This window comes from Corallococcus caeni (genome assembly GCF_036245865.1).
Classification (GTDB): Bacteria; Myxococcota; Myxococcia; order Myxococcales; family Myxococcaceae; genus Corallococcus; species Corallococcus caeni.
Map to the genome: position 1 here is coordinate 748141 of NZ_BTTW01000002.1, position 25238 is coordinate 773378.

The following is a 25238-nucleotide window of genomic DNA, read 5'->3' on the forward strand; positions in this document are numbered from 1 at the left end:
TCGCTCCCCGGCGCGTGAGATAGTGCGCGCCGTGTCGGGTACCCAGGACAATGACAAGGGCAGCATCCAGACGGACATCGGGCAGGACGTGATCGACGAGGCGGTTCGCAGCGTCGAGCGTCGGATGGACGAAGACGCCGGCAGCGCGGGCACGGAGGTGGAGCTGGACGTCTCCGCCCCGGCCGCCGAAGCGGACGCCTCCACCCCCGAAGTCGCTCCCCCCACCGAGGACGCGGCCGCGCTCCGCCAGGAGGTGGAGTCGCTGCGCGCGCAGCTGGACTTCAGCCAGACCAAGGCCCGCGAGACGCTGGAGCGCTTGAAGGAAGCGCACGAGCGCGCCAAGGACTTCCAGGACCGGGCCATCCGCTCCGCCGCGGACCTGGAGAACTACCGCAAGCGCGCGCAGAAGGAGAAGGAGGACGTCCAGAAGTTCGGCGTGGAGAAGCTCCTCAAGGACCTGCTCCCCGTGGTGGACAACCTGGACCGCGCGCTCGACGCCGCCGGCAAGTCCCCCGACTTCGACAGCTTCCAGAAGGGCGTGGCCATGACGCGCAAGTCCTTCGAGGACTCGCTCAGCCGCCACGGCGTGAAGGGCTTCTCCGCCAAGGGCCAGCCCTTCGACCCGCGCCTGCACGAGGCCATCCAGCAGGTGGAGACCGCTGAGGTGCCGGCGGGCCACGTCGTCTATGAGGTGACGCGCGGCTTCTACCTCAACGACCGCCTGGTGCGTCCCGCCATGGTCGTCGTCGCCCGCGCGCCGGAGCCCGTGGCCGCGGCGCCGCAAGCCGCGCCCGCCAGCACGGAAGCGCCGAAGTCCGCTGAAGAAGGAAGCAGCGCGGCGCCCCAGACGCCCGCGCCGTCCGACAGTTCCTCCGGGGGGAGTCAGTAGTCATGGCGAAGGTGATTGGAATCGACCTGGGAACCACCAACTCCTGCGTCGCCGTGATGGAAGGCGGCGAGCCGGTGGTCATCCCCAACAGCGAAGGCAGCCGCACCACGCCCTCCATGGTGGGCTTCACCGACTCCGGTGAACGCCTGGTGGGCCAGATTGCCAAGCGGCAGGCCATCACCAACCCGGAGAACACGGTCTTCGCGGCCAAGCGCCTCATCGGCCGCAAGTACGACTCGCCGGAGGCGAGGAAGGCCATTGGCGTCTCCTCCTTCAAGGTGGCGCCCAGCCCCAACGGCGACGCGTGGGTGGAGATCCGGGGCAAGGGCTACAGCCCGCCGGAAGTCAGCGCCATCGTGCTGATGAAGATGAAGCAGACGGCGGAGGACTACCTGGGTGAGCCCGTCACCGAGGCGGTCATCACCGTCCCCGCCTACTTCAACGACAGCCAGCGCCAGGCGACGAAGGACGCGGGCCGCATCGCCGGCCTCAACGTGCTGCGCATCATCAACGAGCCCACGGCCGCGGCGCTCGCGTACGGCCTGGACAAGGTGAAGGACGCCACCACGGAGCGCGTCGCCGTCTACGACCTGGGCGGCGGCACGTTCGATATCTCCATCCTGGAGCTGACCGCCGGCGTGTTCGAGGTCAAGAGCACCAACGGCGACACGTTCCTGGGCGGCGAGGACTTCGACCAGCGCCTCATCGACTACCTGGCCAAGCGCTTCGCGGAGCAGAACAACGGCCTGGACCTGCGCAAGGACCGCATGGCGCTCCAGCGCCTGAAGGAAGCCGCCGAGCGCGCCAAGCACGAGCTGTCCAGCGCCCCGGAGACGGAGGTCAACCTCCCGTTCATCACCGCGGACGCGTCCGGCCCCAAGCACCTCACGGAGACCGTGGACCGGTCCACCTTCGAGGCCCTGGTGGCGGACCTCATCGACCGCTCCATCGAGCCGTGCCGCATCGCGCTCAAGGACGCGGGCGTCACCGCGCAGGCCATCAACCAGGTCCTCCTGGTGGGCGGCATGACGCGCATGCCGCGCGTGCAGCAGAAGGTGAAGGAGTTCTTCGGCAAGGAGCCCCACAAGGGCATCAACCCGGATGAAGTGGTGGCCGTGGGCGCCGCCATCCAGGGCGGCGTGCTCAAGGGCGAGGTGAAGGACGTCCTCCTCCTGGACGTCACGCCGCTGTCGCTGGGCGTGGAGACCGCGGGCGGCGTCTTCACGAAGATCATCGACAAGAACACCACCATCCCCTGCAAGAAGGGCCAGGTGTTCTCCACCGCGGTGGACAACCAGCCGCTCGTGTCCGTGCACGTCCTCCAGGGCGAGCGCGAGATGGCGGCGGACAACAAGACGCTGGCGCGCTTCGAACTGGTCGGCATCCCGCCCGCGCCGCGCGGCGTGCCGCAGATTGAGGTGTCCTTCGACATCGACGCGAACGGCATCGTGCACGTGAGCGCGCGCGACCTGGGCACCGGCAAGCAGCAGCAGGTGCGCGTGGTGGGCAACTCCGGCCTCACCGAGGCCGAAATCCAGGCGATGATCACCGACGCCCAGTCGCACTCCGCGGACGACAAGAAGAAGAAGGAGCTGGCGGAGCTGCGCAACAACGCGGACGGGCTCATCTACACCACGGAGAAGAGCCTGGAGGAGTACGCCAACCTCCTGTCGGAGAAGGACAAGGGCGAAATCCAGGCGGACCTGGAGCGCCTGCGCTCCGTGCTCAACACCTCCGACGCGGGCGTCCTGAAGGAGGCCTTCCAGCGCCTGGAGGGCAGCGCCTACCGCATCGCGGACGCCATCTACACCGACCAGGCCAAGTCCGGCTGACGCCTCACCCCGGGACGCGGCCGGGCCGGGTGCAATCACCCGGCCCCCGCGTTCGTAGGCCCGGGGCCGCCTCACTTCCTCCCCGGAGCCTCCCCCATGCAACTGACAGAAGCCGTGATGATCATCATGGTCACCGGCATGACCGTCGGCGTGCCGCTGCTCGGCCTCACGCTGCGCTTCGCCCTCAAGCCCGTGGTGGAGACGTGGCTGCGCGTGCGCGAGGTCCAGGCCCGGGGGCAGGTGGCCGCCGGGGAACTGGAGGGGCTGCGCGCGCGCGTGGCGCACCTGGAGCACATGCTGGACCGGCACGGCATGCTGGAGCACCCCGTCACCCGTGGGACGCCGGAGCCGAGGGAGCTGCCCGAGCACCTGTCCGCGGTGGTGCGCGTGGAGCGCGAGCGCGTCTGACGTCCCACCCGGTGGGCGCTCCATTGCGCCCGGGTTTTCGGGTATTGATGGACGCGTGGCGTTCCAATCCCCGGAAGAAGAGCTGGCCTTCCTGCGCGGCCTGATGGCCGTGAACCGGATGGCCGACGACATCCTCGAGGACTGCCTGGAGCGGGGGCTGGACCTCGACACCGGCCTGGACGTGTTCCTCACGCAGTGCGCCCGCATGGTGCACGCGAAGGCGGGCTTCGTGTCCCTCCGGGGCACGCGGGGGCCCGTGCTGACGCGCGTGCTGGGCGAGCTGGGCGTGGACGTCTTCGAGGCGGCGCACTGGCGCGGCCCCCGGAAGCTGCGCGAGGGCCGGATGCTCTTCTGCCAGCAGCTCACCCTGGGACGGCTGAACCTGGGCGGGCTGGGGCTGCTGGTGGAGGGGGACTTCGAGGACGGCGGCGCGCGGGTGATGGGGCTGGTGGAGGCGATTGGCGAGCAGCTGGACTCCGCGGTGCTGTCCTTCCTGGCGCTGACGGACGGCCGGGGCCCGCTGGAGCGGCTGGACGAACTGGACGTGGACGGCACGCCGGTCAACCGCGGGCGCATTGGCCGCTATGAAATCGTGAGGCCCCTGGGCACGGGCGGCATGGCGCAGGTGCTCATCGCGCGCACGCGCGGGCCGGAGGGGCTGGGGCGGCTGGTGGCGCTCAAGCGCATCCTGCCCCACCTGACGGCCCAGCCAGAGATGGTGCAGCAGTTCCTGGACGAGGCGCGCATCGGCCTGCGGCTGTCGCACCCCAACCTCGTGCACGTCTACGACTTCGGCGAGGCGCAGGGCGCGTACTACATCGCCATGGAGCTGGTGAACGGCATCGACCTGGACCGGCTGCTGCGCGCCAACAAGGGCCCCGTGGAGCCGGCGGTGGCGTCCGCCATCGTGTCGCAGGCGCTCCTGGGGCTGCACGCCGCGCACGCGCTCAAAGGCGAGGACGGCGCGTCGTTGGAGCTGGTGCACCGCGACCTGTCGCCGCACAACCTGATGGTGGGCTTCGACGGCCAGGTGAAGGTGCTGGACTTCGGCGTGGCCAAGGTGCGCGCGCAGCGCACGGTGACGCTGCCGGGCATCGTGAAGGGCAAGCCGCTCTACATGTCCCCGGAGCAGGCGCTGGGCCAGAAGCTGGACGCGCGCAGCGACCTGTTCGCCATGGGGCTCATCCTCTACCAGGCCCTCACGGGCCGGCGCGCCTTCGAGCGCGACGACGAGCTGGCCACCATGAAGGCCATCTGCCAGGAGAAGCTGACGAAGCCTCCGGAAGTGCCCGCGCCCCTGTGGAACGTGCTGTCGGTGGCGCTCTCCAAGGCGCCGGAGGCCCGCTTCGACTCCGCCCACGCCATGGCGGACCGGCTGCTGGCCGCGTGTCCCCCCGCGCGCGACACGGCGCTGGCGGCGCTCGCGGGCCGGCTCTTCCCGGAGCGGCTGCGCGACTCGCAGCGGCTGGAGACCGCGGTGGACCGCGCGCGGGAAGCCCCCACCCGCGCCACGCCGCCCGCCCGTGCCCCTCGCTGAAGGCAGCGGAAGCAGTGCGCCACCCCCCGCACACCGCGCGCGTGAAGGCGCGGCCTGCGGGGCGGAGCACAAGGCCTGTCTCTTCATCCCGTGGCGCTAGGAGCGCTTGAGCGGGTCGATGTCCGGGTTCGCCTTGTAGCCGGCGCGGCGCTTCTCCTCGTCCGCGTCGCCCTCGGTGCGCACCACCGTCACGTCACCCAGTTCCTCGTGGCGGACGCGGCCCTCCATGCTGCGGCGCTCCTCGATGGGGCGCTTGTGGATGGTGATCTCCTCATCCGTGTACGCGCGCCTGGTGAGCTCCGCCTCCTCCGCGTGCAGGGGGATGCGGATGGTCTCCTCCTGGAAGGTCGCCACGTCGCCGGGGATGGGGTCCTTCGCCACGCGGCGCACCACCTCCACCTCCTCGTGGCGCAGGGGCACCTCCACCGTCTTCGTCTCCTCCACGACGATCTTCCGCACCTGGGCCTCGCCCGCGGAGCGCTGGTGCTTGGTGACGCCCAGCTCCTCATGGTGCGTGCGCAGCGTGACGTCCTCGTTCGCGATGCGCTCCGCGCGCAGGTCGCGGTCCTTGATGCCGGCCTTGTCCGTGCCCAGGCCGGTCCTCGGCACGTCGGTCACCTTCGCGGTGCCCGTCTTCAGCCCCGCGCCAATCCCGCCCGTGGTGCTGCCCGTGGCCGTCGCCGCCGTCGCGCCCACCGCGCCGGGACCCACGCCCGCGCCGCCACCCCGGCCCGCCATCACCGCGGTGTCCGAGTCCGACAGCCCCCGCAGCGCCTCGCGGCCGTGGTTGAGGTAGATCTCCCCGTTGCGGATGTCGCTCACCTCCGAGTAGCGGACGAGATAGTCCTTCGGGAAGAACATCCCCTTCTCGATGTGGAACTCGGCGTCGCTCACGGCGAAGACCTTGCCCAGCTTCTCGCCGTCGCTGCTGCGGACCGTCATCCCTTCCTTGATGTCGTTGCGCTTGATCATCATTGACTGGCTCCTTGTGCCTTCACGTCGGGTCGGGTGTGGTCGGAAGCGGAGCGCTCGGATCATCCGTCTGGCTTGGGGTCGGCTTCCTGGGGGGAAGTGGACGCGAGCTGCCCGCCACGGCCATCACGAGGAATGTGGGTGCCCTGGTGCCCGGGGAAACCCCTGACGCTGGATGCTTCGGGGGCTCGACGCGCCGCACGCCGCTCGCGACGCCACCCCGAACGCCCTCCTGCCTCCTGTCCGGACACCGAGCGTGCAGGGCGAACGCCACCGGGCTTCACGCTGGCCGCGCGCGTGCCCACGCCCCACTGTGTGGGGGGACGCGAGCCTGGAGGTCCGGCCCGCGCGCGGAAGGAGCCTTCGATGCGAACCACGAGGTCAGGCGGGGGACTCGGGTGGATGGCCGGCGCGGTGGGGCTGTGGTTGGCGGGTAGGCTGTGGCGCCGCCGCTCGGGCGCGTCCGTTCCGGAGTCCGTGTCAGGGACGGCGTCCTTCCCGGAGCCCGACCCCCGGGCCCCCGCCGCGCCGGAGGTCCCGCCCGCCTGGCCGCCGGACGATGAAGCGGCTTCCGACTCACGCTGGGAGCTGACGCAGGAGGACGCGGCGCCCTGGGAGGACGGGCCCGGGAGCCCGCCGATCCGCCGGGGGCCGTCGGGCCGGGAGCACTTCTGGCTGGAGCCCTGAAGCGGGGCGGGGGCGCACCCGCCGTGGGACAGGGGGGGCGCGACAGCGATGTTCCGAGGTGTTGGCGGGACCCCGGAGCCAAGCTGTGCGCTTGACCCATGGGGAGGGCTCCCCTAGAAAACCGGGGCTTTGCCCGTCATCTCCCCCGGAGGAATCCCCCGCATGCGACGACTTGCCCCGATGCTCCTCGCCGCGCTCGCCGTCCTGGCGGCCGCCTGCGAGAAGAAGACGCAGCCCACGGGAGAGGCGGGAGGCCAGCCCGCGGCACAGGCCCCGGCCACCGCGCAGGGCGGCGGCACGCCCCCGGCGGGTGACGACGTCATCGTGCTGGGCGAAGTGGGCGCGCTGACGGGCGGTCAGGCGACGTTCGGCATCTCCAGCCGCAATGGCATCGCGCTGGCGCTGAAGGAGGCCAATGCCGCGGGCGGCGTGAAGGGCAAGAAGCTGGTCGTGCGCGTGTACGACGACCAGAGCAAGCCCGAGGAGGCGGCGCAGGCCGTCACCCGCCTCATCACCCAGGACAAGGTGGTGCTCATCCTGGGCGAGGTGGCGTCCTCCAGCTCCCTGGCCATGGCGGAGAAGGCGCAGGCGGCCGGCGTGCCCATGATCACCCCGTCGTCCACCAACCCCTCCGTGACGGAGAAGGGCGACAACATCTTCCGCGTCTGCTTCATCGACCCGTTCCAGGGCTTCGTGATGGCGAAGTTCGCGCGGGAGAACCTCAAGCTCAACAAGGTCGCCGTCCTCCAGGACAACAAGAGCGCCTACTCCATTGGCCTCACGGAGGTGTTCCGCCAGAAGTTCGCGGAGATGGGCGGCAAGATCACCGTCACGGAGAGCTACAGCCAGGGTGACACGGACTACCGCGCGCAGCTGACCGCCATCAAGAAGACGCAGCCGGAGGGCATCTACGTGCCGGGCTACTACAGCGAGGTGGGCGTCATCGCCCGCCAGGCGCGCGAGCTGGGCCTGAAGGTGCCGCTGATGGGCGGCGACGGCTGGGACTCCGAGAAGCTCTTCGAGCTGGGCGGCAGCGCCATCGACGGCAGCTACTTCTCCAACCACTACTCGCCGGACAACCCGGACGCGCGCGTGAAGAAGTTCATCGCGGACTACAAGGCGGACTACAACGGCGCGGTGCCGGACGCGCTCGCGGCGCTGGCGTATGACGCCGCGCGCGTCGCCATCGAGGCGCTCAAGAACGCGCCGGACACCAGCGGCCCGGCCCTGCGCGCGGCCATCGCGAAGACGAAGGACTTCCCCGGCGTGGCGGGCAACATCACGCTGGATGAGAAGCGCAACGCGGTGAAGTCCGCCGTGGTGCTGAAGGTCGCGGACGGCAAGTCCACCTACGTCACCACCATCTCTCCGTAGTCCAGGGCCACCCCCGGCATGTCGCAGCTTCTCCAGCACCTCATCAACGGTCTGGCCGCCGGCACCATCTACGCCCTCGTCGCCCTGGGCTACACGATGGTGTACGGCGTCCTCAAGCTCATCAACTTCGCCCACGGCGACGTGATGATGGTCGGCGTCTACATGGGCTACGCGACCGCCTTCGCCCTCGGGCGTCAGGCGCAGCGTTCCCTGTGGGGCGTGGTCGTCATCTTCGCGGTGGCCATGGTGGGGTGCGCGCTGCTCGGCTTCCTCATCGAGCGCTTCGCCTACCGGCCGCTGCGCGAGAAGCCGCGCCTCACCGCGCTCATCACCGCCATCGGCATCTCGTTCGCGCTGTCGTACGGCTTCCAACTGGACATCGGCTTTTTGCCGGGCGCGTCCCCCCGGGCCTTCCCGGAGGTCATCGTCCCCAGCGAGTGGTTCATCATTGGCGACCGTGACGTGGTGGTGTGGAACTGGCAGGTCATCAGCTTCCTCATCGCCGTGGGGCTGATGGCCGCGCTCCAGTTCCTCGTGTACCGCACGCGCTTCGGCAAGGCGATGCGCGCGGTGTCCTTCGACCACCGCACCGCGGCGCTGATGGGCATCCCCACCGACCGCATCATCGCGCTGACGTTCATGCTCTCCAGCGCGCTGGCGGCGGGCGCGGGGCTGCTCTACGCCATCAAGGACACGTCGGTGAGTCCGCTCATGGGTCTGTACGTGGGCCTGAAGGCCTTCGTGGCGGCGGTCATCGGCGGCATCGGCAACGTGCCGGGCGCCGTGGTGGGCGCGCTCTTGCTGGGCCTGGTGGAGGAGTTCGTCGTGGGCTACGCGGCCAGCACCTGGCGTGACGCGGTAGCCTTCGGCTTCCTCATCCTGGTGCTGCTGGTGAAGCCGGGCGGCCTCTTCGGCCGCGTCGCGGCGGAGAAGGTCTGATGGCGGCCCCTGGCGTTACGACGCTGTCCGACGTGGACGCGGGCCGCGTGCCCCCGGCCCTGCGCGGCATCCTGCCCGTGCTCATCGCGCTGCCGGTGCTGGCGCTGGCGGAGGTGCTGCTGGGCGCCTCGCCCTTCGCCACGTACCTGCTGTCCGTGGTGGGGGTGAACATCATCCTCGCGGTGAGCCTCAACATCGTGAACGGCATGACGGGCCAGTTCTCCATTGGCCACGCGGGCTTCATGGCCGTGGGCGCGTACATCGCGGGCGTCACGTCGCTGGAGCTCAAGGAGGTGGCGCTGTCCTTCCTGCCGGTGGCCGCCAGCGACCAGGTGCTCTTCACCGTGGCGCTGCTCGCGGGCGGCACCTGCGCGGCGCTGTGCGGCTTCCTCGTGGGCCTGCCGTCCCTGCGGCTGCGCGGGGACTACCTGGCCATCGTCACGCTGGGCTTCGGTGAAATCATCCGCGTGGTGGTGCAGAACACGGAGGCCTTCGGCCGCGCGCTGGGGCTGTCCGGCATCCCGCAGTACTCCAGCGTGGCCATGGTGTACTTCTGGGTCTTCCTGGTGGTGCTGGTGGCCCGGCGCATCGCGGGCTCCAGCCACGGCCGCAGCCTGTGGGCCATCCGCGAGGACGAGGTGGCCGCGGAGGCCATGGGCGTGGACACCACCGGCTACAAGGTCCGCGCGTTCGTCATCTCGTCGTTCTTCGCGGGCATCGCGGGCGGCCTGTTCGCGCACTTCGTGCCCATCATCAACCCGGGCTCGTTCACCTTCGTGAAGTCCATGGAGGTCGTCGTCATGGTGGTGCTGGGCGGGTTGGGCTCCAGCACGGGCGCCATCGTCGCGGCCATCTTCCTCACGCTCCTGCCTGAAGGCCTGCGCTCGCTGTTCGGCGCGCTGGGCGCCGAGGGCAGCCTGGCGCAGAAGGTGGATCAGATCCGCATGCCCGTGTACGGCCTGCTGCTGGTGGTGCTGATGCTGGCCCGTCCGCAGGGCCTGTTCGGCACGAAGGAGCTCTGGGACGTGCTGCCCCGGTGGCTTCCCCGGAAGAAGAAGGGGCTGACATGAGCGCCGCCGTGACGCCGGGCCCTGGAGACGCGCTGCTCCAGGCGACGGGCGTGAGCATCCGCTTCGGGGGCCTCAAGGCCCTCACGGACTTCAACCTCACCGTGCGCCAGGGGGACCTGCTGGGCCTCATCGGTCCCAACGGCGCGGGCAAGTCCACCGCGTTCAACGTGCTCACCGGCGTGTACCAGCCCACCGAGGGCGAGGTGCGCGTGGCCGGCCAGCGCGTGAACGGCTGGGTGCCGCATCAGATCAACCACCTGGGCTTGGCGCGCACGTTCCAGAACATCCGCCTGTTCCGCGCGCTGACCGCGCTGGACAACGTGAAGGTGGCCTGCCGCGCTCAGGGGGGGCTGCACCCGGTGCGCCTGGGCGCCATGGCGAAGGCGGGCACGGCGCTGCGCAACTACCGCGACTGGTGGCGCGCGCTGCTGCTCACCCCCGGCTTCCAGGCCGAGGAGCGCGAGCTGACGCGCCAGGCGGAGCACCTGCTGGAGGTCATGGGCCTGTCGCACCGCCGCGACGAGGAGGCGAAGAACCTCCCCTACGGCGAGCAGCGCCGGCTGGAGATCGCCCGCGCGCTGGGCACGCGCCCCAAGGTGCTGCTGCTGGACGAGCCCGCGGCGGGCATGAACACGCGTGAGAAGGCGGACCTGATGGTGCTCATCCGCCGGCTGCGCGACGAGTTCTCGCTGGGGGTGCTGGTCATCGAGCACGACATGAAGCTGGTGATGGGCATCTGCGAGCGCATCACCGTGCTGGACCACGGGGAGACCATCGCCCGCGGTGCTCCGGCGGAGGTGCGCAGCGACCGCAAGGTCATCGAGGCGTACCTGGGCGACAGCTACCTGGAGTCCCACGGAGGCGCGGCGTGAGCGAGCCGGTGAAGGTGCTGGGGGAGCGGCGCGCGTTCGACCCGCTGTTGACGGTGGACGGCATCCAGGTCCGCTATGGCGCCATCCAGGCGCTGCGGGGCGTGTCCCTGACGGTGGGCAAGGGCGAGATGGTGGCCCTCATCGGCGCCAACGGCGCGGGCAAGACGAGCACCCTGCGCGCGGTGAGCGGCATGCTCAAGCCGTCCGCGGGCCGCATCACGCTCGCGGGGCAGGACATCACGGGCCTCAAGGCGCACCAGCTGGTGCCGCGCGGCATGGCGCACGCGCCGGAGGGGCGGGGCATCTTCCCCAACCTCACCGTGTTCGAGAACCTGGAGCTGGGCGCGTACCTGCGCAAGGACACCGCCCAGGTGCGCCTGGACATGGACAAGGGCTTCAGCCTCTTCCCGGTGCTGCGCGAGCGCCAGCGGCAGCTGGCGGGCACGCTGTCCGGTGGTGAGCAGCAGATGCTGGCCATTGCCCGGGCGCTGTTGAGCAAGCCGCAGCTGCTGCTTTTGGACGAGCCGTCCCTGGGCCTGGCTCCGCAGGTGACGGAGACCATCTTCCGCACGCTGCGCGAGGTGAACGCCACCGGCGTCAGCGTGCTCCTGGTGGAGCAGAACGCGCACCTGGCCCTCAACGCCGCCCACTACGGCTACGTGCTGGAGACGGGCGAGGTGGTGATGGCCGGCCCCGGAAGGGCGCTGCTGGACAGCGCCGAGGTGCGGCGCGCGTACCTGGGCGAATAGCCCTCCCGCGCCGACTTTCCGGCCTGGGCGCGTTGTCCGCCCCCGGACGCTTCCGGGGGCGGGGCGTGGGCAAGTTCCTCGCGCCGCGTTGAAACTCGGGTAGTCAGCGGCGGAGCACTTCGTCTAGCGTCCGATAGGACTCCCTGTCTCATTCCTCTTCCCTCTCAGGAAGCGTGCCCATGCGTCCGTTGTCCCGCCTCCTCCTTGCCTCGCTCACTACCCTCGCGCTCATCGCCGGCGCGTGCGCCAACCAGCAGAAGACCGACGGCTCCTCGGGCGGCACCGGCGGCCCCCAGGCCCAGTCCACCATCGAGGACGTGCCCAACGAGCCCACTCCGGGCGCGGACGGCACCGCCCCCGCGGCCGCCGCCCCGGCCTTCAAGACCTACGAGGCAACGGAAGGCTTCACCATCGGCATGCCGATGGAGCCCCAGGTGGAACGCAAGCAGGTTCCGCTGGGCGCCAACACCGTGAACACCGCCGCCTTCTCCGCGCGCACCGAGGACGGCACCATCTACTCCGTCAGCACCGCGGACTACCCGGAGAAGCTGGTGTCGAGCCGTCCTCCGGAGGCCCTGCTGAACGAGGGCAAGGACGGCCTGGTGAAGCAGGTCCAGGGCACCATCAAGGAAGAGTCCGACGTCACCCTGGATGGCTACCCCGGCAAGGCCTACACGGTCAGCTCGCCGGTGGTGGGTGAGCTGAAGGCGCGCAACTTCCTGGTGGGCCCGCGCCTGTACACGCTGCTGGTCATCTACAACCCCAACCACCCCAACACCACGGCGGACGCGTTCCTCACCTCGCTGAAGCTGGTGAACCCGCCTCCGGCCGTCACCACGGCCACGCCGGACGCCGGCACGTCCATGGACGCGGGCACGCTCGAGGGCGCGGACGCGGGCATGGCCACCGACGCGGGCACCACCGCCCCGCGCCGTCGCAAGGCGAAGTAGTCGCAAGACACTGACGCGACGCTCCCACCTGTCTCGGGGGCGTCGCGCGGTGTGGGTGTGTTCACCTGTCCGCGTGGAGAGTGTCGGGCCCTCCGGGTCCGCCTCCGCCGGATGCCGCCCACCCGATTGCTCCCGGCTCCCGCGTCCCTACCTTTCGCGCGGGGATACGACAGGGGGCGCAATCACATGATGTCCTGGGTGGGAGCCCTGCTGACCACGGTGGTGGCGGCGGGTGGGGTGCCCATGGTGCCGGCTGGCGGGGGCAATGCCCTGACGCTGCCGGCGCATCGGCATGCGGTGCGGATTGAGACGGGCAACGGGCATGCGCCCACGTGGCTCCTGGCCATCCAGCAGCAGGGGGCGGAAGGCGAGGGGCTGAACCTCTTCCGCTCCGAGGACGGCTTCGAGAGCTTCACGAAGCTGGCCGCCATCCAGCCGGATGCGTCGCACCACGACCGCGCGGAGCTGGTGGCGGTGGGGCGGGACGTGGCGATGGTCTACGCGTACGAGGGGCCCTCGCTGGCGGCGTCGTCGCGGCACGACGTGTACTTCCAGTGGTGGCGCTACGACGAGGCGCGGGACACCTGGGCGCCGGAGCCGGCGGTGCGGGTGTTCAACGCGGACAGCACCCAGGCGTACTCGCGGGCCTTGCTGGCGCGGGATTCCAAGGGGCGGCTGTGGGTGCAGGCGTTCCGGCTGGAGTCGGACGGCGGCGCCACGGCGGTGGTGGCGGTGTCCACCGACGGCGGCGCCAGCTTCCAGAAACAGCCGGACCTGGGGCGGACGCGGAAGCGGGGCGGGGGGCGGCTGCTCAGCGTGGGGTCGAAGCTGGTCTTCTTCTGGGCCATGCACGACGGCTTCGAGCCGACGCGGATGCGGGTGCGCGACGCCGCGGACCCCGTGGACACGTGGGGGCCCCAGCGGGACGCGTTCTCCGACGGCATCTACCACGGCGCGGCGCTGAGCGCGGTGGAGGACGGCAAGGGCGGCATCCACCTGGTCTACAAGGACGAGACGGAGCGGCTGTACTACCGGCGCTTCGACGGGACGTCGTTCGGCTCGCGCATCCTGGTGGAGGGGACGCCGGACTGGGCGCTGCAGCCCGCGGTCACGCGCGTCGGGGAGGCGCTGTATGTCTTCTACAATCACTTCCAGACGGCCACGGATTACGAAGTCCAGGTGCGGGTGCTGCGCGATGGCGTGTTCAGCGCCCCGGTGACGCTGGATTCCCGCACGAGCTTCAAGGGCTACCTGAGCGCGCTGGACGTGCTGCCGGACAGCGTCACGGAGGTGCCGTGTTTCTACGGGGACGCGGTGGACGCGAACTCCAGCGGCCGGGTGATGCGCGTGGCCCTGCCGCGCCAGCCGGAAGGGGGCGGCTCCGGGCAGGACGGTGGGAGCGGCGGCGGCGTGGATGGCGGGAGCGTGCCGGATGGCGGCGTGGACGCGGGGACGCCGGACGGCGGTGGCGCGAGTGACGGAGGCTCGGGCACGGACGGCGGCGTGGACGCGGGGACGCCGGACGGTGGCGCGGGCACAGATGGGGGCGTGGACGCGGGGACGCCGCCGGTGGATGGCGGGGTGCAGGGGCCGGTGACGCTGGAGCCGGTGTTCACGAACACGACGCACGAGGTGCTGGCCGTGGACGGCGCGGGCACGGTGTACGCGCTGGCGCTGGACGGGAGCCGCTCGAAGCTGTGGGCCAGCACGGATGGCGGGCGCACCTTCAGCGCGAGAGGGCAGGGGGTGGGCGGGGCGTCGTTCTGGGTGATGGCGGCGCTGAAGGACGGGACGCTGCTGGCGCAGATGAGCCGCAGCGGCAGCTACCACCTGGAGCGCTCCACGGACGGCGGAGCGACGTGGGTGGACGTTGCATCGCTGGGGAACTACCGCGCGATGTCACCCGCGAGCTTCGCGGAGCTGGGCGGCACGGTGTTCTTCCTGGAGTACCAGACGTTCACGTCGGCGAGCACGCCGCTGCGGCTGTGGGCGAGCACGGACGGCGGGGCGACGTGGGCGGTGCGGGCCACGTTCCAGGACCACCGGCACGGCACGGCGCTGCACGCGGACCCGGCGCGGAGCGTGTTGTGGGCCACCTTCGGCAGCAGCAGCACGCAGGCGGCGGTGGTGCGCTCCACGGACGGGGGCCGCACGTGGACGAAGGTGATGGGCGGCTACGCGGCCAACGCGGTGACGGGGGCGGTGTTGTCCGGAGGGGAGCTGCTCATGGGGCAGTCCACGCTCTACGAGCCGGAGCACCCGAAGCTCCTGCGCGTGTACGCGAGCGGAAGGGTGGACGCGCTGATGACGTTGCCAGGCCCGGCGTACTCGCTGGACGCGCTGGCGGGAGGCGGCTTCGTCATGGGAACGGCGAGGGCGGACGTGGGGGACGTGCAGCCCGCGTCGGACGTGTACGCGCGGTTGTTCACGAGCACGGACGGCGTGACGTGGACGGAGGCCCGGAGGTTCGAGCGGGCCGGGAGCACGTCCCTGGCCCGGGCGGAGGTCTGGGGCGTGCTGCCCAACGGCGACCTGGTGGTGCGCGCGGAGAACCTGATGGGCTTCGGAACCGGAGGGAAGGGGTTCCAGGTCCTGCGGGTGAAGCGCTGAGGCGGTGACACGGGCCGGACTTCCACGGTGGAAGTCCGGCCCTGTGCTTCAGGGGCTACTGGGGCGCGGCCGGATAATGGAAGACGTTGCTGAACCGACCGACCAGCCAGAGGTCATCTGGCCGGGTTCCAGCAATCCCATACAGGCTTCCGCCACCCAGTGGTGACACGGACCAGTTATTGCCGTTGAACCGCAACAGAGAGCCATCCTCGGCGGTGATGTAGATGGAATTGCTGCCGAACGCCCAGACGCCGGAGAAGGCCTTCGGGGTTCCGGTGGGGACTGGCACTCCCGTCACGATCGACCATCCGGTGCCATCCCACTTCAGCACCTTGCTGTCGTTGCTCACGGCATAGGCCAGCTTGCCGTTGACGACATGCACTGCCCTCAGGACGCCGATGTCGGGGACCCCCGTCTCATCAGCCCAGGAGGCGGGCGTGGGAGTGGGCTTGTAGCGAAGGATGGCTGACTTTCCGTTCTTGGCTCCTACCGCGAAGAGCAATGCCTCCGACGTGCCATGGATGGCGTAGAGCGGCGTGCCGTTGACCTGGGGCGCGCTCACGCTGGCGGTTCCGCCATCCCACACCAGCGTTCTTCCGTGCGCGAGGTCGCCTTTCACGCCTGCACCAAAGACCTTGACCCCCCCTGCATCGGCGAAGCCCATCAGGCCCGTCACGTCGGTATCCCCCGGGGTCACGGATGTCCTGGGCGTGCAGGTCGTGCTGTCCTGGGTCTGGTAGATGAGTTGCCCGGAGTCCCGTCCAATGTAGGCGTCCCCCGTCGTCGGGTGGGCCCACACACTGAGAAGTCGCTGGGGGCTGGTTCCATCCGTGCACTTGTCGGAATGGAAGTCGAAGGCCATGACGCCAGGCTTCTTCACGGCGCGGGCCGAATTGTCACCCACGATCCAGACACCTCCATTGCCGAAGACAGAGACGCCGTTCCAGATCTGCTCGGGGTTGGTGAGGCCTACCTTCTGTGTGGCCCACTGAGGAGCGGCCGCGCAGACCGGAAGCTCGGGATTGTCGACGATCGTGTCGCAGTCGTTGTCCTGCTCATCGCAGAGTTCGGCTGCTCCCATATACCGGAAGGGATTGCCGTCGTCGCAGTCCCGGCCGTCCTGGATGTAGCCAGCCGGGGGCGCCAGGCAGGTGGCAACGAAAACGGTGGAACTTCCCTGGGTGTCACCATCCTCGTCGGCATGCCAGGTGGGGACTGGGTTCTTCGGTTCGCACTTCGTACCTCCGGAGGTGTTGGCGCACGCCACCAGACCGGCGCACTGACTGTCGGGCGTCGTGCAGTCCTGTGGCGGCAGGTTGTCCGAAGGGCCATCGCAGTTGTTGTCGAGGCCATCGCAGATTTCGGCAGCCTGCGGATTGACGTTGCTTCTGCTGTCGTCGCAGTCGTCATGGGGCGCGGACGTAGGGATGCGGTTCGTCGGAAGCGTGGCCGCGCAGACGGCGATGGCCTGCAGGTTCTTGTCGCCGTGCTTGTCCCCGTCCTCGTCGGCCCAGGCCATCAGGGGATCCAGGCTGTTACAGACAGCCGCGCCTGTTGCCATGTTGCAGACGACAGTACCGGGGCAGCCGGTCTGGCCGGTGCAGGTCGCATTGATGCCCAGTTCCTGCGCATCCGGGACGTCGTTGCAGTCGTTGTCGACGACGTCGCAGCGCTTGGGCGCGCCCGGGAACGCACTCCCGCGACTGTCATCGCAGTCCGAGCCGCCAGACTTGTCGCTGACGTAACCATCCCCGTCCACGTCCGCGGCTTCCGCCTTCAGCGTCAGCTCCGCGGGCTTGCCGTCCTTGGTGCTGCCCTTCGGGACATTGAGTCCCTGCTGATGGTTCGTCACGTAGGTGCCGACGCAGGTCCCGTCCTGCGGGACCGCTTCGTAACCGTACGCATCCACCGTGATGTCCGGTCCCCACGTCTCCGGCAGCAGCACGCCCACCACGATCTGGCTGTTGGGCGCGGGCTTCTTCTCCCGGACCGCGACGTCCGTGGAGCGCGTGTCCCCGCTGGCTTTGTCCGTGGCCGTGACCCGCACGCAGCCCGGAACGAACTGGCCATACGTGACCGTGACCTTCACCCCGTCCTGGGGATCCTTACAGCCCGCGAGGGCCCACAGCGGCAGCAGCAGTAGAAGGCGTTTCATGGGCGCCCATCCTACCGGCCCTTCCCCCCACGTGTGAGTCCCTGGCCGCCTCTTGAATCCTCAGGGGATGACGCGGCCTCAGCGCGCCTGCTCGAAATCCGAATACACCACCGCCAGCCGAGCATCCGCCGCCAGGCTCGCCGGCGTCACCAGCTCCAGGTCCACCGGCACCGGACCCCGGTAGCGCTCGGCGATCTCGCGCTTCAGTCCCGCCACGTCCAGGTCCCCCAGCCGCTCCATCCTGCCGTACTCCACGCCGGCCCCCGCCGCGTACGCCTTGCGCACCAGCTCCGAGCAGTACATCGCCTCGTCCCCCCACCCGAAGAGCGCGTCGTACGGCTTGCCCAGGTGCCGCTTCGCCTCCGCCACCGCGCGCGCCTTCGCCGCGTCGTCCACCCCCCGCGGCCGCATCACCAGGAGCCGCCCCTTCACGCCGCGCGCCTTCCACCGCGCGAAGGGCGTGCGCTTCACCGGCTGCACGGCCTCCACCACGAACACCCCCTCCGGCGTCACCTCCACCAGCCCCACGTGCGACAGCGGGCTGTGCGTGGCCACCTGGATGGGCTTCGACTGGCGTGATCCCGACGTCTGGAACACCACGTCCCCCGTCCGCACCTTCGCCGCCACGGCCTCCGCCCCGCGCGGCGCCGCCTCCGAACCGCGGGCCAGCAGCCACGTCACCCCCACCAGCACGAGGGCCAGGGGCCACGGTCCTCTCACGCTCCCGCTCATCCACACGTCCCTTCCAGGGGTTGCATCCGTCCACCCACCCCCAGTGCACCCCCGGTGCCATCCCCCTTCGAGCCGGATTTCACACACCGTACACCCTGGTCCCTCCCGACCCAGGGTCAGAACGTGGTAAACCTGGGGAACCTACTTATTGCAGTGATTCAAGAATAGTGTGGCAATGTCGTAAATTTTAAGGTAGGTAGGGAGCACCCGCGATCCGGCTTTCCGGGCTCGCGGCAGAGGGGGATCCATCGGAGGAACTCGTCGTGACCGCATCGAACTCGCCCATCCGTTGCCTGCTCTATCCGTCCCTGGGCGAGATACGTGAGCACGTGCGCGTGGAGCTGTTCGCGCGGGCGCTGTCGGAGCGCATGGGCCGCCCGGTGGTGATGTCCATGGCGCCCACCTACGAGTTCCTGGAGGCGGAGCTCGCGGCCGGCCGCGTGGAGATGGCCTGGGGCACCGCCGAGCAGTGCAACGCCTTCGAGCCGCAGGCGCGCGCGGTGCTGCGCGCGGTGCGTTCAGGCAGCTGGCACTACCACTCCGCCTTCATCTGTCGCGCGGACGAGCCGCTGACGCTGGAGACGCTGTCGGGCAAGCGCGTGGCGTGGGTGGCGCCGCGCTCCACCGGCGGGCACCTGCTGCCCGTGCGCCACCTGGAGTCGCTGGGCCTGCGCCCCGACACGCTCTTCTCCGAGCAGCGCTTCCTGGGCACCTACCGCAAGGCGCTGGACGCGGTGCTGCGGGGCGAGTCCGACCTGTGCGCGCTCTTCAGCAACCACTCGGACGCGCACGCCATGCGCGCCACGCTGACGTCGTACCTGGGCGCGGACGCACCGCGGCTCATGCCGTTCCTCTTCACCATCTCCACGCTCGCTGACGGCCTCATCCTCACCAAGAGGCTGCCGGAAGCGGACGCGCAGGCGCTCATCTCCGTCCTCACCCGGATGAACACCGACGGCGCGGGCCTGGAGATGCTCATGGGCCCCTTCCGGGTGGAGGGCTTCGTGCGCTCGCCCGGGCCAGGCGCGCCCGTGTCCAGCCCGCGCCCCTCGTCGGGCGCGGAGTACCTGGCGGGCGAGCTGGACGCGGAAGGGCGCTGCCTCCGGCTGTGGTCCCCGTCCGGCCGGGCCTTCGGCCTGGATGTGCGCGGCGCGGAGGGGCGCAAGCTGGAGGAGACCCTGGGCACCGCGGCGAGCAAGCCGCTCATGTCCCTGCTCCAGGCCGTCCTCCGGGGCGGCTCCGACGGACGGCTGGAGTACCGGCTCAACGTGAACGGCGACGAGCGCGTCTACGCGGCGGAGATCACGCCCTGCGAGCCCTCGCCGGAGGACACGGGCGTGCGGCTGGGCCTGCTGGTGCGCGACGTGAGCGGCCTGCGCGCGCTGGAAGACCCCCTGTACCGGCTGGCGTCGTTCCCGCTGCTGCACCCGGAGCCGCTGCTGGAGCTGGGCATGGACGGGGAGCTGCGGTACGCGAACCCCGCCACCCACGCGGCCTTCCAGGACCTGGTGGAGAAGGGCCCGGAGCACCCGCTGGTGCACGCGGCGCTCACCTGGGCGTGGCGGGGCTCGCCCCCGGGAGAGCCCGCGCCCACGGTGCACCTGGACGGCCGCTACTGGGAGCTCACCGTCGCGCAGCTGTGGGACCCGCCGGGCCTGCGCGTGTTCGCGCGCGACGTGACGCTGCGCAAGCAGATGGAGGCGCGGCTGTTCCAGGCGGACCGGCTGTCCGCGCTGGGGTCGCTCGCGGCGGCGGTGGGCCATGAGATGAACAACCCACTGGCCTTCGTGCTGGCGAACCTCTCGTTCATCCGCGAGGAGATGGACCGGCTGAAGCAGCCGTTGCTCGACGGCGAGCCGGTGCCGCGCGCGGACCTGGAGGACATGCTGGAGGCGCTGGGCGAGACGGTGGAGGGCGCCACCCGGCTCAAGCACATCGTGCAGGACCTGCGCACGCTGTCGCGCAAGCCGCCGGAGCACCGCGCCCGCGTGGCCGTGCAGCCGGTGCTGGAGAACGCGCTCAAGCTGCTGCGCGGCGAGCTGCAGCACCGCGCGCGGCTGGAGCGGGACTTCCACGACATGCCCACGGTGGACGCGGACGAGGCGCGCCTCACCCAGCTCTTCCTCAACCTGCTGCTCAATGCCCTGCAGCAGATGGACACCCAGGACTCCGCGCACAACGTGCTGCGCGTGGCGGCCTACACCAGCGAGGACGGCGAGGTGGTGGTGGAGGTGCAGGACTCCGGCAAGGGCCTGACCCAGGACGCGCTCGCGCACATCTTCGAGCCCTTCGCCACCGCGCGCCCCAACAGCACCGGCCTGGGCCTGTCCGTGAGCCACACCATCGTCACCGGGCTGGGCGGCACGCTGCGCGCGGAGAGCCGCGAGGGCCGGGGCACGCTGCTCACCGTCACGCTGCCGGCGGCCGTGCCCGTGGCGGAGTCCCTGCGCGCCTGCTGAAAGAGGGCGCGCGCGGTACCGGGAAGAGGCTCACAGTGACTTCAAGGCCAACTGCTTCGCCACCTCCACGAAGAGGCGCAGCGGCGTCGAGCGCTGGGCGCGGTTGGGGTAGTAGAGGAAGAAGCCGGGGACCGTGGGCGCGTAGGCCTCCAGCACCGCCACCAGCCGCCCGTCGCGGAGCTGCTCCTTCACCGCGGGCTCGAAGGCGTACGCGAGCCCCAGGCCTGTCTCCGCCAGGGCCGTGCTCAGCGCGTTGTCGTTGCTGACCACGCCCCCGCGCACCGGGACGCGCCAGTTCCTGCGCCCGCGCTCGAGCTCCCAGGCGTAGAGGTTGCCGGTGCTCCGGGAGCGGAAGGTGATGCACTCGTGGCGCAGCAGGTCCTCGGGCTTCTGGGGCGTGCCGTGCTTCTCCAGGTAGGCCGGCGAGCCCACCACCACGAAGCGGAACGCGTCTGTGAGGCGCACCTGCACCATGTCGCGCTCGATGGCCTCGCTCAGCCGCACGCCCGCGTCGTAGCCCTCGGCCACGATGTCCACGAAGCGCTCCTCGACGGCGACCTCCACCTCCACGCGCGGGTGGCGTTCGTGGAAGGTGGGCAGCACCGGCTTGATCATGAAGGGCACCGCCATCTGGGGCACGGACAGCCGCAGCCGGCCCACCGCCTCTCCCGGCTGGGCGGACGCCTCGGAGAGGGCGGTGAGCGCCTGGCTCATGGCCGGGCCCGCGCCCTCCACCAGCCGCCGCCCCGCGTCCGTCAGCGCCACGCTGCGCGTGGTCCGCGTGAAGAGCACGACGCGCAGCTGCTCCTCCAGCTGGCGCACCGCCTGGCTCACCGCGGAGGTGGAGACGCCCAGCTCGCGCGCCGCGGCGCTGAAGCTGGCGAGCCGCGCCACGGCGAGGAACACCTGGAGCTGCGGGAAGGGCGCCGGGTTCATTCGCGAGGACCGCCTTCCCCGGCGGCGATGAGCGGCACCTCCACCCGGGGCACGTAGTGGCCGCGCGTGCTCTCGAACAGCACCAGCCGGTCCACGCGCCCCTCGCCCCAGGAACTCCATGCAGCGCCTTGCAGCTCGCGCGCGCACGCCGCCAGGGCCGGGTCTCCGCGCGGCGGCCTGGCGCGGGCCAGCGTCAGGTGCGCGGTGTACTCGGGGTGCTCGGACGTGAAGCCCAGCGGCTCCAGCGCGCGGGCCACGTCCGCCTGGAGCGCCTTCAGCGCGGCGGTGTCCCCGCGCACGTCCGCCCAGAGCACGCGCGGGTGGGAGGGCGGACCGAACGTCCCGCCCCCCGCCACCGACAGCACGAAGGGCGCGTGGTACAGCCCCACCGGCTCCAGCGCGTCGCGCAGCTCCGGCAGGCGGCCGTCGTCCACGTCTCCCAGGAACAGCAGCGTCAGGTGCACGCCCTCCGCCCGCACCCACTTCGCGTCCGGCGCGAGGGCGCGCAGGCGCTCGATGCCCCGCCCGGTTTCAGCGGTGAGGGCGTCTCCCAGCGTCACGGCGGTGAACAGGCGCATCGCGATGCTCCTCCTTGCGAACCGGCCTCAGGGAACCTGGACGCTCCGGGCCGCGCGCGCCTTCCGGGGCCACAGCGCGTACAGCCAGGCGGGCAGGAACACGAGGAACTCCACGCCGCTCACGTACAGGCCTCGCGCGGACAGCATGCCCGCGCCGATGGGCGCCACCGGCAGCGGCCGCAGCGGGGCGAAGACGCGCGCGTGGGAGAAGGGCCAGAAGAGGGCCGCGCCCAGCCCGCCGTCCGTGAGCGTGTCCAGGATGCCGTGGCTGGCCACCGCCGCGAGCGTCAGCAGGCCCCAGCGCGTGGCGGGCTCCCCCTTCCACCGGGCCAGCGCCGCCACCGCGAGCGCCACCCCCGCCGCGAAGACGAACGAGTGCGACGCACCGCGGTGCCCCCACGTCGCCGCGTAGGGGATGCGCAGCGCGAACGCCACCACGTCCGCGTCCGGCAGGAGGGCCATCAGCGACAGGAACCCCATCACCGCCAGCCGCCGGCGCCAGGGCACCGCCGCGCCGGTCTCGTAACGTCCCAACGCCATGCCCACGGCCACGTGCCCGATGCTCGCCATGCGCGGGACCCTAACGCAGCGGGGGCTGCCTGGAGAGGGCCCCCTTCCGTGGGGTAGCCTCCGTTGAGACATGCGGTTCCTGTTCTCACGCGCTCGTATCGAAGCCACCCTGCAACGGCGTCTGGAGGAGTGGCGGGCCGACGTCGGCTCGTGGCTCAACATGACGCGCGTCGGCGCCACCACGGCGTGGCTGCTGCTGGCCATGGCGGACGACTGGAGCGTGTCGCGCGGCGTGCTGGGGGCCTACATCGCGCTCGCGGCCCTGTCGTGGGCGGCGGCGCGCCGGGTGCCGTACCTGCTGCGGCGGCCCGCGCTGGGCGTGGCGCTGCTGGACATGCCGCTCATCTACTTCCTCCAGGCGCAGGCCATCCCGGCCACCGCCAACGGCGTGCCCACCGCGCTGCTCACCATGGGCGTGTACCTGGTGCTGGTGGTCATCGTGTCCATGGTGACGCTGTCGCGGCTCATCGTCGCGGGGGCCACGGCGCTGGGCATCGTCGCGGTGGCCCTGCTCACCCTGAGCGCGGGCCTGGAGCCCTCCCAGTTCCTGCCCGGCATGGTGCTGGTGATGGTGCTCGCGTCGTCCGTGGCCTTCTTCATCAGCCGCACGGTGATGGGGCTCGTCACGGACGTGGTGCGCGAGGAGATGCAGCGCGAGCGGCTGGGGCGCTTCTTCTCCCCGGAGGTCGCGCGGCGCATCTCGGAGAAGGGCACCGACGGCGAGGCGGGCGAGCACCGCGAGGTGACGCTGCTCGTCTCCGACATCCGCGGCTTCACCACGCTGTCGGACCGGATGGAGAGCCCCCAGGTGGTGGCGCTGCTCAACGAGTACCTGTCGCGCATGGTGGAGGTGGTGTTCCGCCACGGCGGCACGCTCGACAAGTTCATGGGCGACGGCATCCTCGCGTACTTCGGCGCGCCCCTGGACCAGCCCGGCCACCCGGCCGCCGCCGTGTCGTGCGCGCTGGCCATGCTGGAGGCGCTGGACACGCTCAACCAGGAGCGCGCCGCCCGGGGCGAGTTCCCGCTGAGCATCGGCGTGGGCGTGCACACCGGCCGCGTGGTGGTGGGCGCGGTGGGCAGCGAGCAGCGCCGCGAGTACACCGTCATCGGCGACGCGGTGAACCTGGCCAGCCGCATCGAGGGCCTGACGAAGAAGGTCGGCGCCCCGGTGCTCGTCTCCCACGCCACGCGCGAGCGCTGCCAGGACAGCTTCGACTTCGAGGCCGCCGCCCCGCTGCCCGTCGCGGGCAAGCCGGAGCCCGTGGCCACCTTCCTGCCCCGCAAGCGGAGCCTGCTCGCCGCGAGCTGACGGGCTCAAAAGACAGCGGGGCCGGGAGTCGCCTCCCAGCCCCGCGGGTGTTGCGCTCCGGGAAGGCTCAGTACGCCTTGGAGAACACGATGCGGCCCTGCGACGGGTTGCCGGTCATCACGCACTTGCCCGGCTCCTGCTTGAGGCTGAACGGGCGGCAGCGGGTGGTGAGGCCCGTCTCCTCCTTGATGCGCGCCTCCGTCTTCGGGTCGCCGTCCCAGTGCGCCAAGAGGAAGCCGTCCTCCGCGCGCGCCTTCAGCTCCTCGTAGGAGTTGACCTCGAAGGTGTGCGAGTCGCGGAAGTCCTTCGCCTTCTGGAACAGGTCCTTCTGCATCTGGTCCAGCATCGTCTGGGCCTTGGCGGCGGCCTCGTCCAGCGACACGAACTCCTTCTGGCGCAGGTCGCGGCGCACCATCACGCAAGAGCCCTTGGCCAGGTCCTTGGGCCCCAGCTCGATGCGCAGACACGTGCCGATGAGCTCGTGCTCGTTGTACTTGAAGCCCGGGCCCTTCGTTTCGTCGTCGTCCACCACCACGCCCAGGCCCGCCTTGCGCAGGTCCGCGGCCAGCGCGTGCGACTTCTCCATCACCTGCGTCTTCTCCGCGTCCGTCGCCTTGCCCGCGATGGGGATGATGACCACGTGCGTGGCGGCGATCTTCGGCGGCACCACGAGGCCCGCGTCATCCGAGTGCGTGAGGATGAGCCCGCCGATGAGGCGCGTGGAGGAGCCCCACGACGTCTGCCACACGTAGTGCACCTTGCCGTCGCGGCCCTGGAACGTGGTGTCGAAGGCCTTGGCGAAGTTCTGGCCCAGGTTGTGGCTGGTGCCCGCCTGGAGCGCCTTCTTGTCCTGCATCATGGCTTCGATGCTGTACGTGCGCAGCGCGCCGGCGAACTTCTCCGACTCCGACTTGCGCCCCGGCAGCACGGGCATGGCCATGTAGTCCTCCGCGAACGTGCGGTAGACCTCCAGCATCTGCAGCGTGCGCTCCTCCGCGTCCGCCTCCGTCTCATGGCAGGTGTGGCCCTCCTGCCAGAGGAACTCCGTGGTGCGCAGGAACAGGCGCGTGCGCATCTCCCAGCGCATCACGTTGGCCCACTGGTTCACCAAGAGCGGCAGGTCCCGGTAGCTCTGGATCCACTTGGAGAAGCTGCGGTTGATGATGGTCTCGGACGTGGGCCGGATGACGTACGGCTCCTCCAGCTTCTGGCCACCCGCGTGCGTGACGACCGCCAGCTGCGGGTTGAAGCCCTCCACGTGCTCGGCCTCCTTCTTGAGGAAGCTCTCCGGGATGAGCAGTGGGAAGTAGGCGTTCTTCACGCCCGTGTCCTTGAACATCTTGTCCATCGTCCGCTGGATGTTCTCCCACAGCGCGTAGCCGTTGGGGCGGATGACCATGCAGCCCTTCACGTCCGAGTAGTCGGCGAGCTTCGCCTTCTGGACCAGGTCGACGTACCACTCGGAAAAGCCCTTCTCGCGGGGCGTGAGCTTCTCGGCCATGTGCTGGGCACCTTGCTTGGGGATGGAAAGAGGGGGGTTGCCTACGATGGGATGTTCCGGAAATCAACGCCGGACCGAGGCCAGACTCGTCCCCGGAACGCCGCCC

Annotated in this window: 21 protein-coding genes; 14 read left to right on the top strand and 7 right to left on the bottom strand. The window is 70.5% G+C overall.

All coding sequences use genetic code 11. The features are described from left to right. Positions 1–31 precede the first annotated feature (31 nt). The 4 genes from grpE (at position 32) to AABA78_RS11195 (ending at position 4666) form a co-directional block, all read left to right on the top strand. Positions 32–889 (top strand): nucleotide exchange factor GrpE, encoded by an 858-nt coding sequence (grpE, locus tag AABA78_RS11180; RefSeq protein WP_338262945.1) that lies wholly within the window; start codon positions 32–34, stop codon positions 887–889. A gap of 2 nt (positions 890–891) precedes the next feature. Next, a complete protein-coding gene (dnaK, locus tag AABA78_RS11185; RefSeq protein WP_171420366.1) occupies positions 892–2721 on the top strand; it encodes a molecular chaperone DnaK in 1830 nt (609 codons plus the stop codon). Positions 2722–2817: 96 nt separating this feature from the next. Continuing rightward, a complete protein-coding gene (locus tag AABA78_RS11190; protein ID WP_338262946.1) occupies positions 2818–3129 on the top strand; it encodes a hypothetical protein in 312 nt (103 codons plus the stop codon). A 103-nt stretch (positions 3130–3232) separates the two neighbouring features. Beyond that, positions 3233–4666, top strand: coding sequence for a serine/threonine-protein kinase (locus AABA78_RS11195; RefSeq protein WP_338263586.1), 1434 nt, complete (start codon positions 3233–3235; stop codon positions 4664–4666). Between the two features lie 96 nt (positions 4667–4762). On the opposite strand, the gene AABA78_RS11200 is transcribed toward AABA78_RS11195, so the two are convergent. Next, the gene (locus tag AABA78_RS11200; protein WP_338262947.1) at positions 4763–5641 is read right to left on the bottom strand and encodes a YsnF/AvaK domain-containing protein; all 879 of its coding nucleotides are present in this window, start codon (positions 5639–5641) and stop codon (positions 4763–4765) included. 363 nt (positions 5642–6004) lie between these two features. Here AABA78_RS11200 and AABA78_RS11205 point away from each other — a divergent pair, with 363 nt between their 5' ends. The 8 genes from AABA78_RS11205 to AABA78_RS11240 all read left to right on the top strand — a co-directional run bounded on the left by AABA78_RS11205 (position 6005) and on the right by AABA78_RS11240 (position 14889). Next, positions 6005–6325, top strand: coding sequence for a hypothetical protein (locus AABA78_RS11205; protein ID WP_338262948.1), 321 nt, complete (start codon positions 6005–6007; stop codon positions 6323–6325). A gap of 162 nt (positions 6326–6487) precedes the next feature. Next, on the top strand, positions 6488–7699 hold the full coding sequence (locus AABA78_RS11210; RefSeq protein WP_171420363.1) for an ABC transporter substrate-binding protein: 1212 nt from the start codon (positions 6488–6490) through the stop codon (positions 7697–7699). Between the two features lie 18 nt (positions 7700–7717). Beyond that, the gene (locus AABA78_RS11215; RefSeq protein ID WP_120528500.1) at positions 7718–8638 is read left to right on the top strand and encodes a branched-chain amino acid ABC transporter permease; all 921 of its coding nucleotides are present in this window, start codon (positions 7718–7720) and stop codon (positions 8636–8638) included. Continuing rightward, the gene (locus tag AABA78_RS11220; protein ID WP_171420361.1) at positions 8638–9708 is read left to right on the top strand and encodes a branched-chain amino acid ABC transporter permease; all 1071 of its coding nucleotides are present in this window, start codon (positions 8638–8640) and stop codon (positions 9706–9708) included. The genes AABA78_RS11215 and AABA78_RS11220 overlap by 1 nt, the downstream gene beginning before the upstream one ends. Then, entirely contained in the window at positions 9705–10580 is an 876-nt protein-coding gene (locus tag AABA78_RS11225) for an ABC transporter ATP-binding protein (protein ID WP_171420360.1), read from the top strand. Before AABA78_RS11220 ends, AABA78_RS11225 begins: the two co-directional genes overlap by 4 nt. Next, positions 10577–11329, top strand: coding sequence for an ABC transporter ATP-binding protein (locus AABA78_RS11230; protein WP_353536477.1), 753 nt, complete (start codon positions 10577–10579; stop codon positions 11327–11329). The genes AABA78_RS11225 and AABA78_RS11230 overlap by 4 nt, the downstream gene beginning before the upstream one ends. Positions 11330–11508: 179 nt before the next feature. Continuing rightward, complete coding sequence (locus tag AABA78_RS11235; RefSeq protein ID WP_338262950.1) at positions 11509–12279, top strand: hypothetical protein; 771 nt, start codon at positions 11509–11511, stop codon at positions 12277–12279. 186 nt (positions 12280–12465) lie between these two features. Beyond that, positions 12466–14889, top strand: a complete 2424-nt coding sequence (locus AABA78_RS11240; protein ID WP_338262951.1) for a WD40/YVTN/BNR-like repeat-containing protein — start codon at positions 12466–12468, stop codon at positions 14887–14889. Positions 14890–14944: 55 nt separating this feature from the next. Here the strand turns inward: AABA78_RS11240 and AABA78_RS11245 are convergent, their stop codons facing one another. Both AABA78_RS11245 and AABA78_RS11250 read right to left on the bottom strand, forming a co-directional pair. After that, entirely contained in the window at positions 14945–17044 is a 2100-nt protein-coding gene (locus tag AABA78_RS11245) for a MopE-related protein (protein ID WP_338262952.1), read from the bottom strand. Positions 17045–17122: 78 nt separating this feature from the next. Next, a complete protein-coding gene (locus tag AABA78_RS11250; protein WP_338262953.1) occupies positions 17123–17764 on the bottom strand; it encodes a YiiX/YebB-like N1pC/P60 family cysteine hydrolase in 642 nt (213 codons plus the stop codon). A 275-nt stretch (positions 17765–18039) separates the two neighbouring features. Here AABA78_RS11250 and AABA78_RS11255 point away from each other — a divergent pair, with 275 nt between their 5' ends. Then, positions 18040–20235 (top strand): PhnD/SsuA/transferrin family substrate-binding protein, encoded by a 2196-nt coding sequence (locus tag AABA78_RS11255; protein WP_338262954.1) that lies wholly within the window; start codon positions 18040–18042, stop codon positions 20233–20235. Between the two features lie 30 nt (positions 20236–20265). Here the strand turns inward: AABA78_RS11255 and AABA78_RS11260 are convergent, their stop codons facing one another. The 3 genes from AABA78_RS11260 to AABA78_RS11270 are packed head-to-tail and all read right to left on the bottom strand — an operon-like array spanning position 20266 to position 22319. Beyond that, positions 20266–21171, bottom strand: a complete 906-nt coding sequence (locus AABA78_RS11260; protein ID WP_338262955.1) for a LysR family transcriptional regulator — start codon at positions 21169–21171, stop codon at positions 20266–20268. Beyond that, positions 21168–21749, bottom strand: a complete 582-nt coding sequence (gene thpR, locus AABA78_RS11265) for an RNA 2',3'-cyclic phosphodiesterase (RefSeq protein WP_338262956.1) — start codon at positions 21747–21749, stop codon at positions 21168–21170. Before thpR ends, AABA78_RS11260 begins: the two co-directional genes overlap by 4 nt. Before the next feature lie 27 nt (positions 21750–21776). Further along, entirely contained in the window at positions 21777–22319 is a 543-nt protein-coding gene (locus AABA78_RS11270; RefSeq protein ID WP_338262957.1) for a metal-dependent hydrolase, read from the bottom strand. Positions 22320–22389: 70 nt separating this feature from the next. On the opposite strand from AABA78_RS11270, the gene AABA78_RS11275 reads away from it, so the two are divergent. Beyond that, positions 22390–23631: an adenylate/guanylate cyclase domain-containing protein gene (locus AABA78_RS11275; protein ID WP_338262958.1), complete on the top strand. Its 1242-nt coding sequence runs from the start codon at positions 22390–22392 to the stop codon at positions 23629–23631. A 67-nt stretch (positions 23632–23698) separates the two neighbouring features. Here the strand turns inward: AABA78_RS11275 and proS are convergent, their stop codons facing one another. Then, a complete protein-coding gene (gene proS / locus AABA78_RS11280; protein WP_338262959.1) occupies positions 23699–25132 on the bottom strand; it encodes a proline--tRNA ligase in 1434 nt (477 codons plus the stop codon). Positions 25133–25238: the final 106 nt, after the last annotated feature.

What these genes read in the sequence shown, in the direction of transcription:
- dnaK (WP_171420366.1), top strand. Translation starts at nt 892, where the DNA reads ATGGCGAAGGTGATTGGAATCGACCTGGGAACCACCAACTCCTGCGTC.
- AABA78_RS11190 (WP_338262946.1), top strand. Translation starts at nt 2,818, where the DNA reads ATGCAACTGACAGAAGCCGTGATGATCATCATGGTCACCGGCATGACC.
- AABA78_RS11195 (WP_338263586.1), top strand. Translation starts at nt 3,233, where the DNA reads ATGGCCGTGAACCGGATGGCCGACGACATCCTCGAGGACTGCCTGGAG.
- AABA78_RS11200 (WP_338262947.1), bottom strand. Translation starts at nt 5,641, where the DNA reads ATGATGATCAAGCGCAACGACATCAAGGAAGGGATGACGGTCCGCAGC.
- AABA78_RS11205 (WP_338262948.1), top strand. Translation starts at nt 6,005, where the DNA reads ATGCGAACCACGAGGTCAGGCGGGGGACTCGGGTGGATGGCCGGCGCG.
- AABA78_RS11210 (WP_171420363.1), top strand. Translation starts at nt 6,488, where the DNA reads ATGCGACGACTTGCCCCGATGCTCCTCGCCGCGCTCGCCGTCCTGGCG.
- AABA78_RS11215 (WP_120528500.1), top strand. Translation starts at nt 7,718, where the DNA reads ATGTCGCAGCTTCTCCAGCACCTCATCAACGGTCTGGCCGCCGGCACC.
- AABA78_RS11220 (WP_171420361.1), top strand. Translation starts at nt 8,638, where the DNA reads ATGGCGGCCCCTGGCGTTACGACGCTGTCCGACGTGGACGCGGGCCGC.
- AABA78_RS11225 (WP_171420360.1), top strand. Translation starts at nt 9,705, where the DNA reads ATGAGCGCCGCCGTGACGCCGGGCCCTGGAGACGCGCTGCTCCAGGCG.
- AABA78_RS11235 (WP_338262950.1), top strand. Translation starts at nt 11,509, where the DNA reads ATGCGTCCGTTGTCCCGCCTCCTCCTTGCCTCGCTCACTACCCTCGCG.
- AABA78_RS11240 (WP_338262951.1), top strand. Translation starts at nt 12,466, where the DNA reads ATGATGTCCTGGGTGGGAGCCCTGCTGACCACGGTGGTGGCGGCGGGT.
- AABA78_RS11245 (WP_338262952.1), bottom strand. Translation starts at nt 17,044, where the DNA reads ATGAAACGCCTTCTACTGCTGCTGCCGCTGTGGGCCCTCGCGGGCTGT.
- AABA78_RS11260 (WP_338262955.1), bottom strand. Translation starts at nt 21,171, where the DNA reads ATGAACCCGGCGCCCTTCCCGCAGCTCCAGGTGTTCCTCGCCGTGGCG.
- thpR (WP_338262956.1), bottom strand. Translation starts at nt 21,749, where the DNA reads ATGCGCCTGTTCACCGCCGTGACGCTGGGAGACGCCCTCACCGCTGAA.
- AABA78_RS11270 (WP_338262957.1), bottom strand. Translation starts at nt 22,319, where the DNA reads ATGGCGAGCATCGGGCACGTGGCCGTGGGCATGGCGTTGGGACGTTAC.
- AABA78_RS11275 (WP_338262958.1), top strand. Translation starts at nt 22,390, where the DNA reads ATGCGGTTCCTGTTCTCACGCGCTCGTATCGAAGCCACCCTGCAACGG.
- proS (WP_338262959.1), bottom strand. Translation starts at nt 25,132, where the DNA reads ATGGCCGAGAAGCTCACGCCCCGCGAGAAGGGCTTTTCCGAGTGGTAC.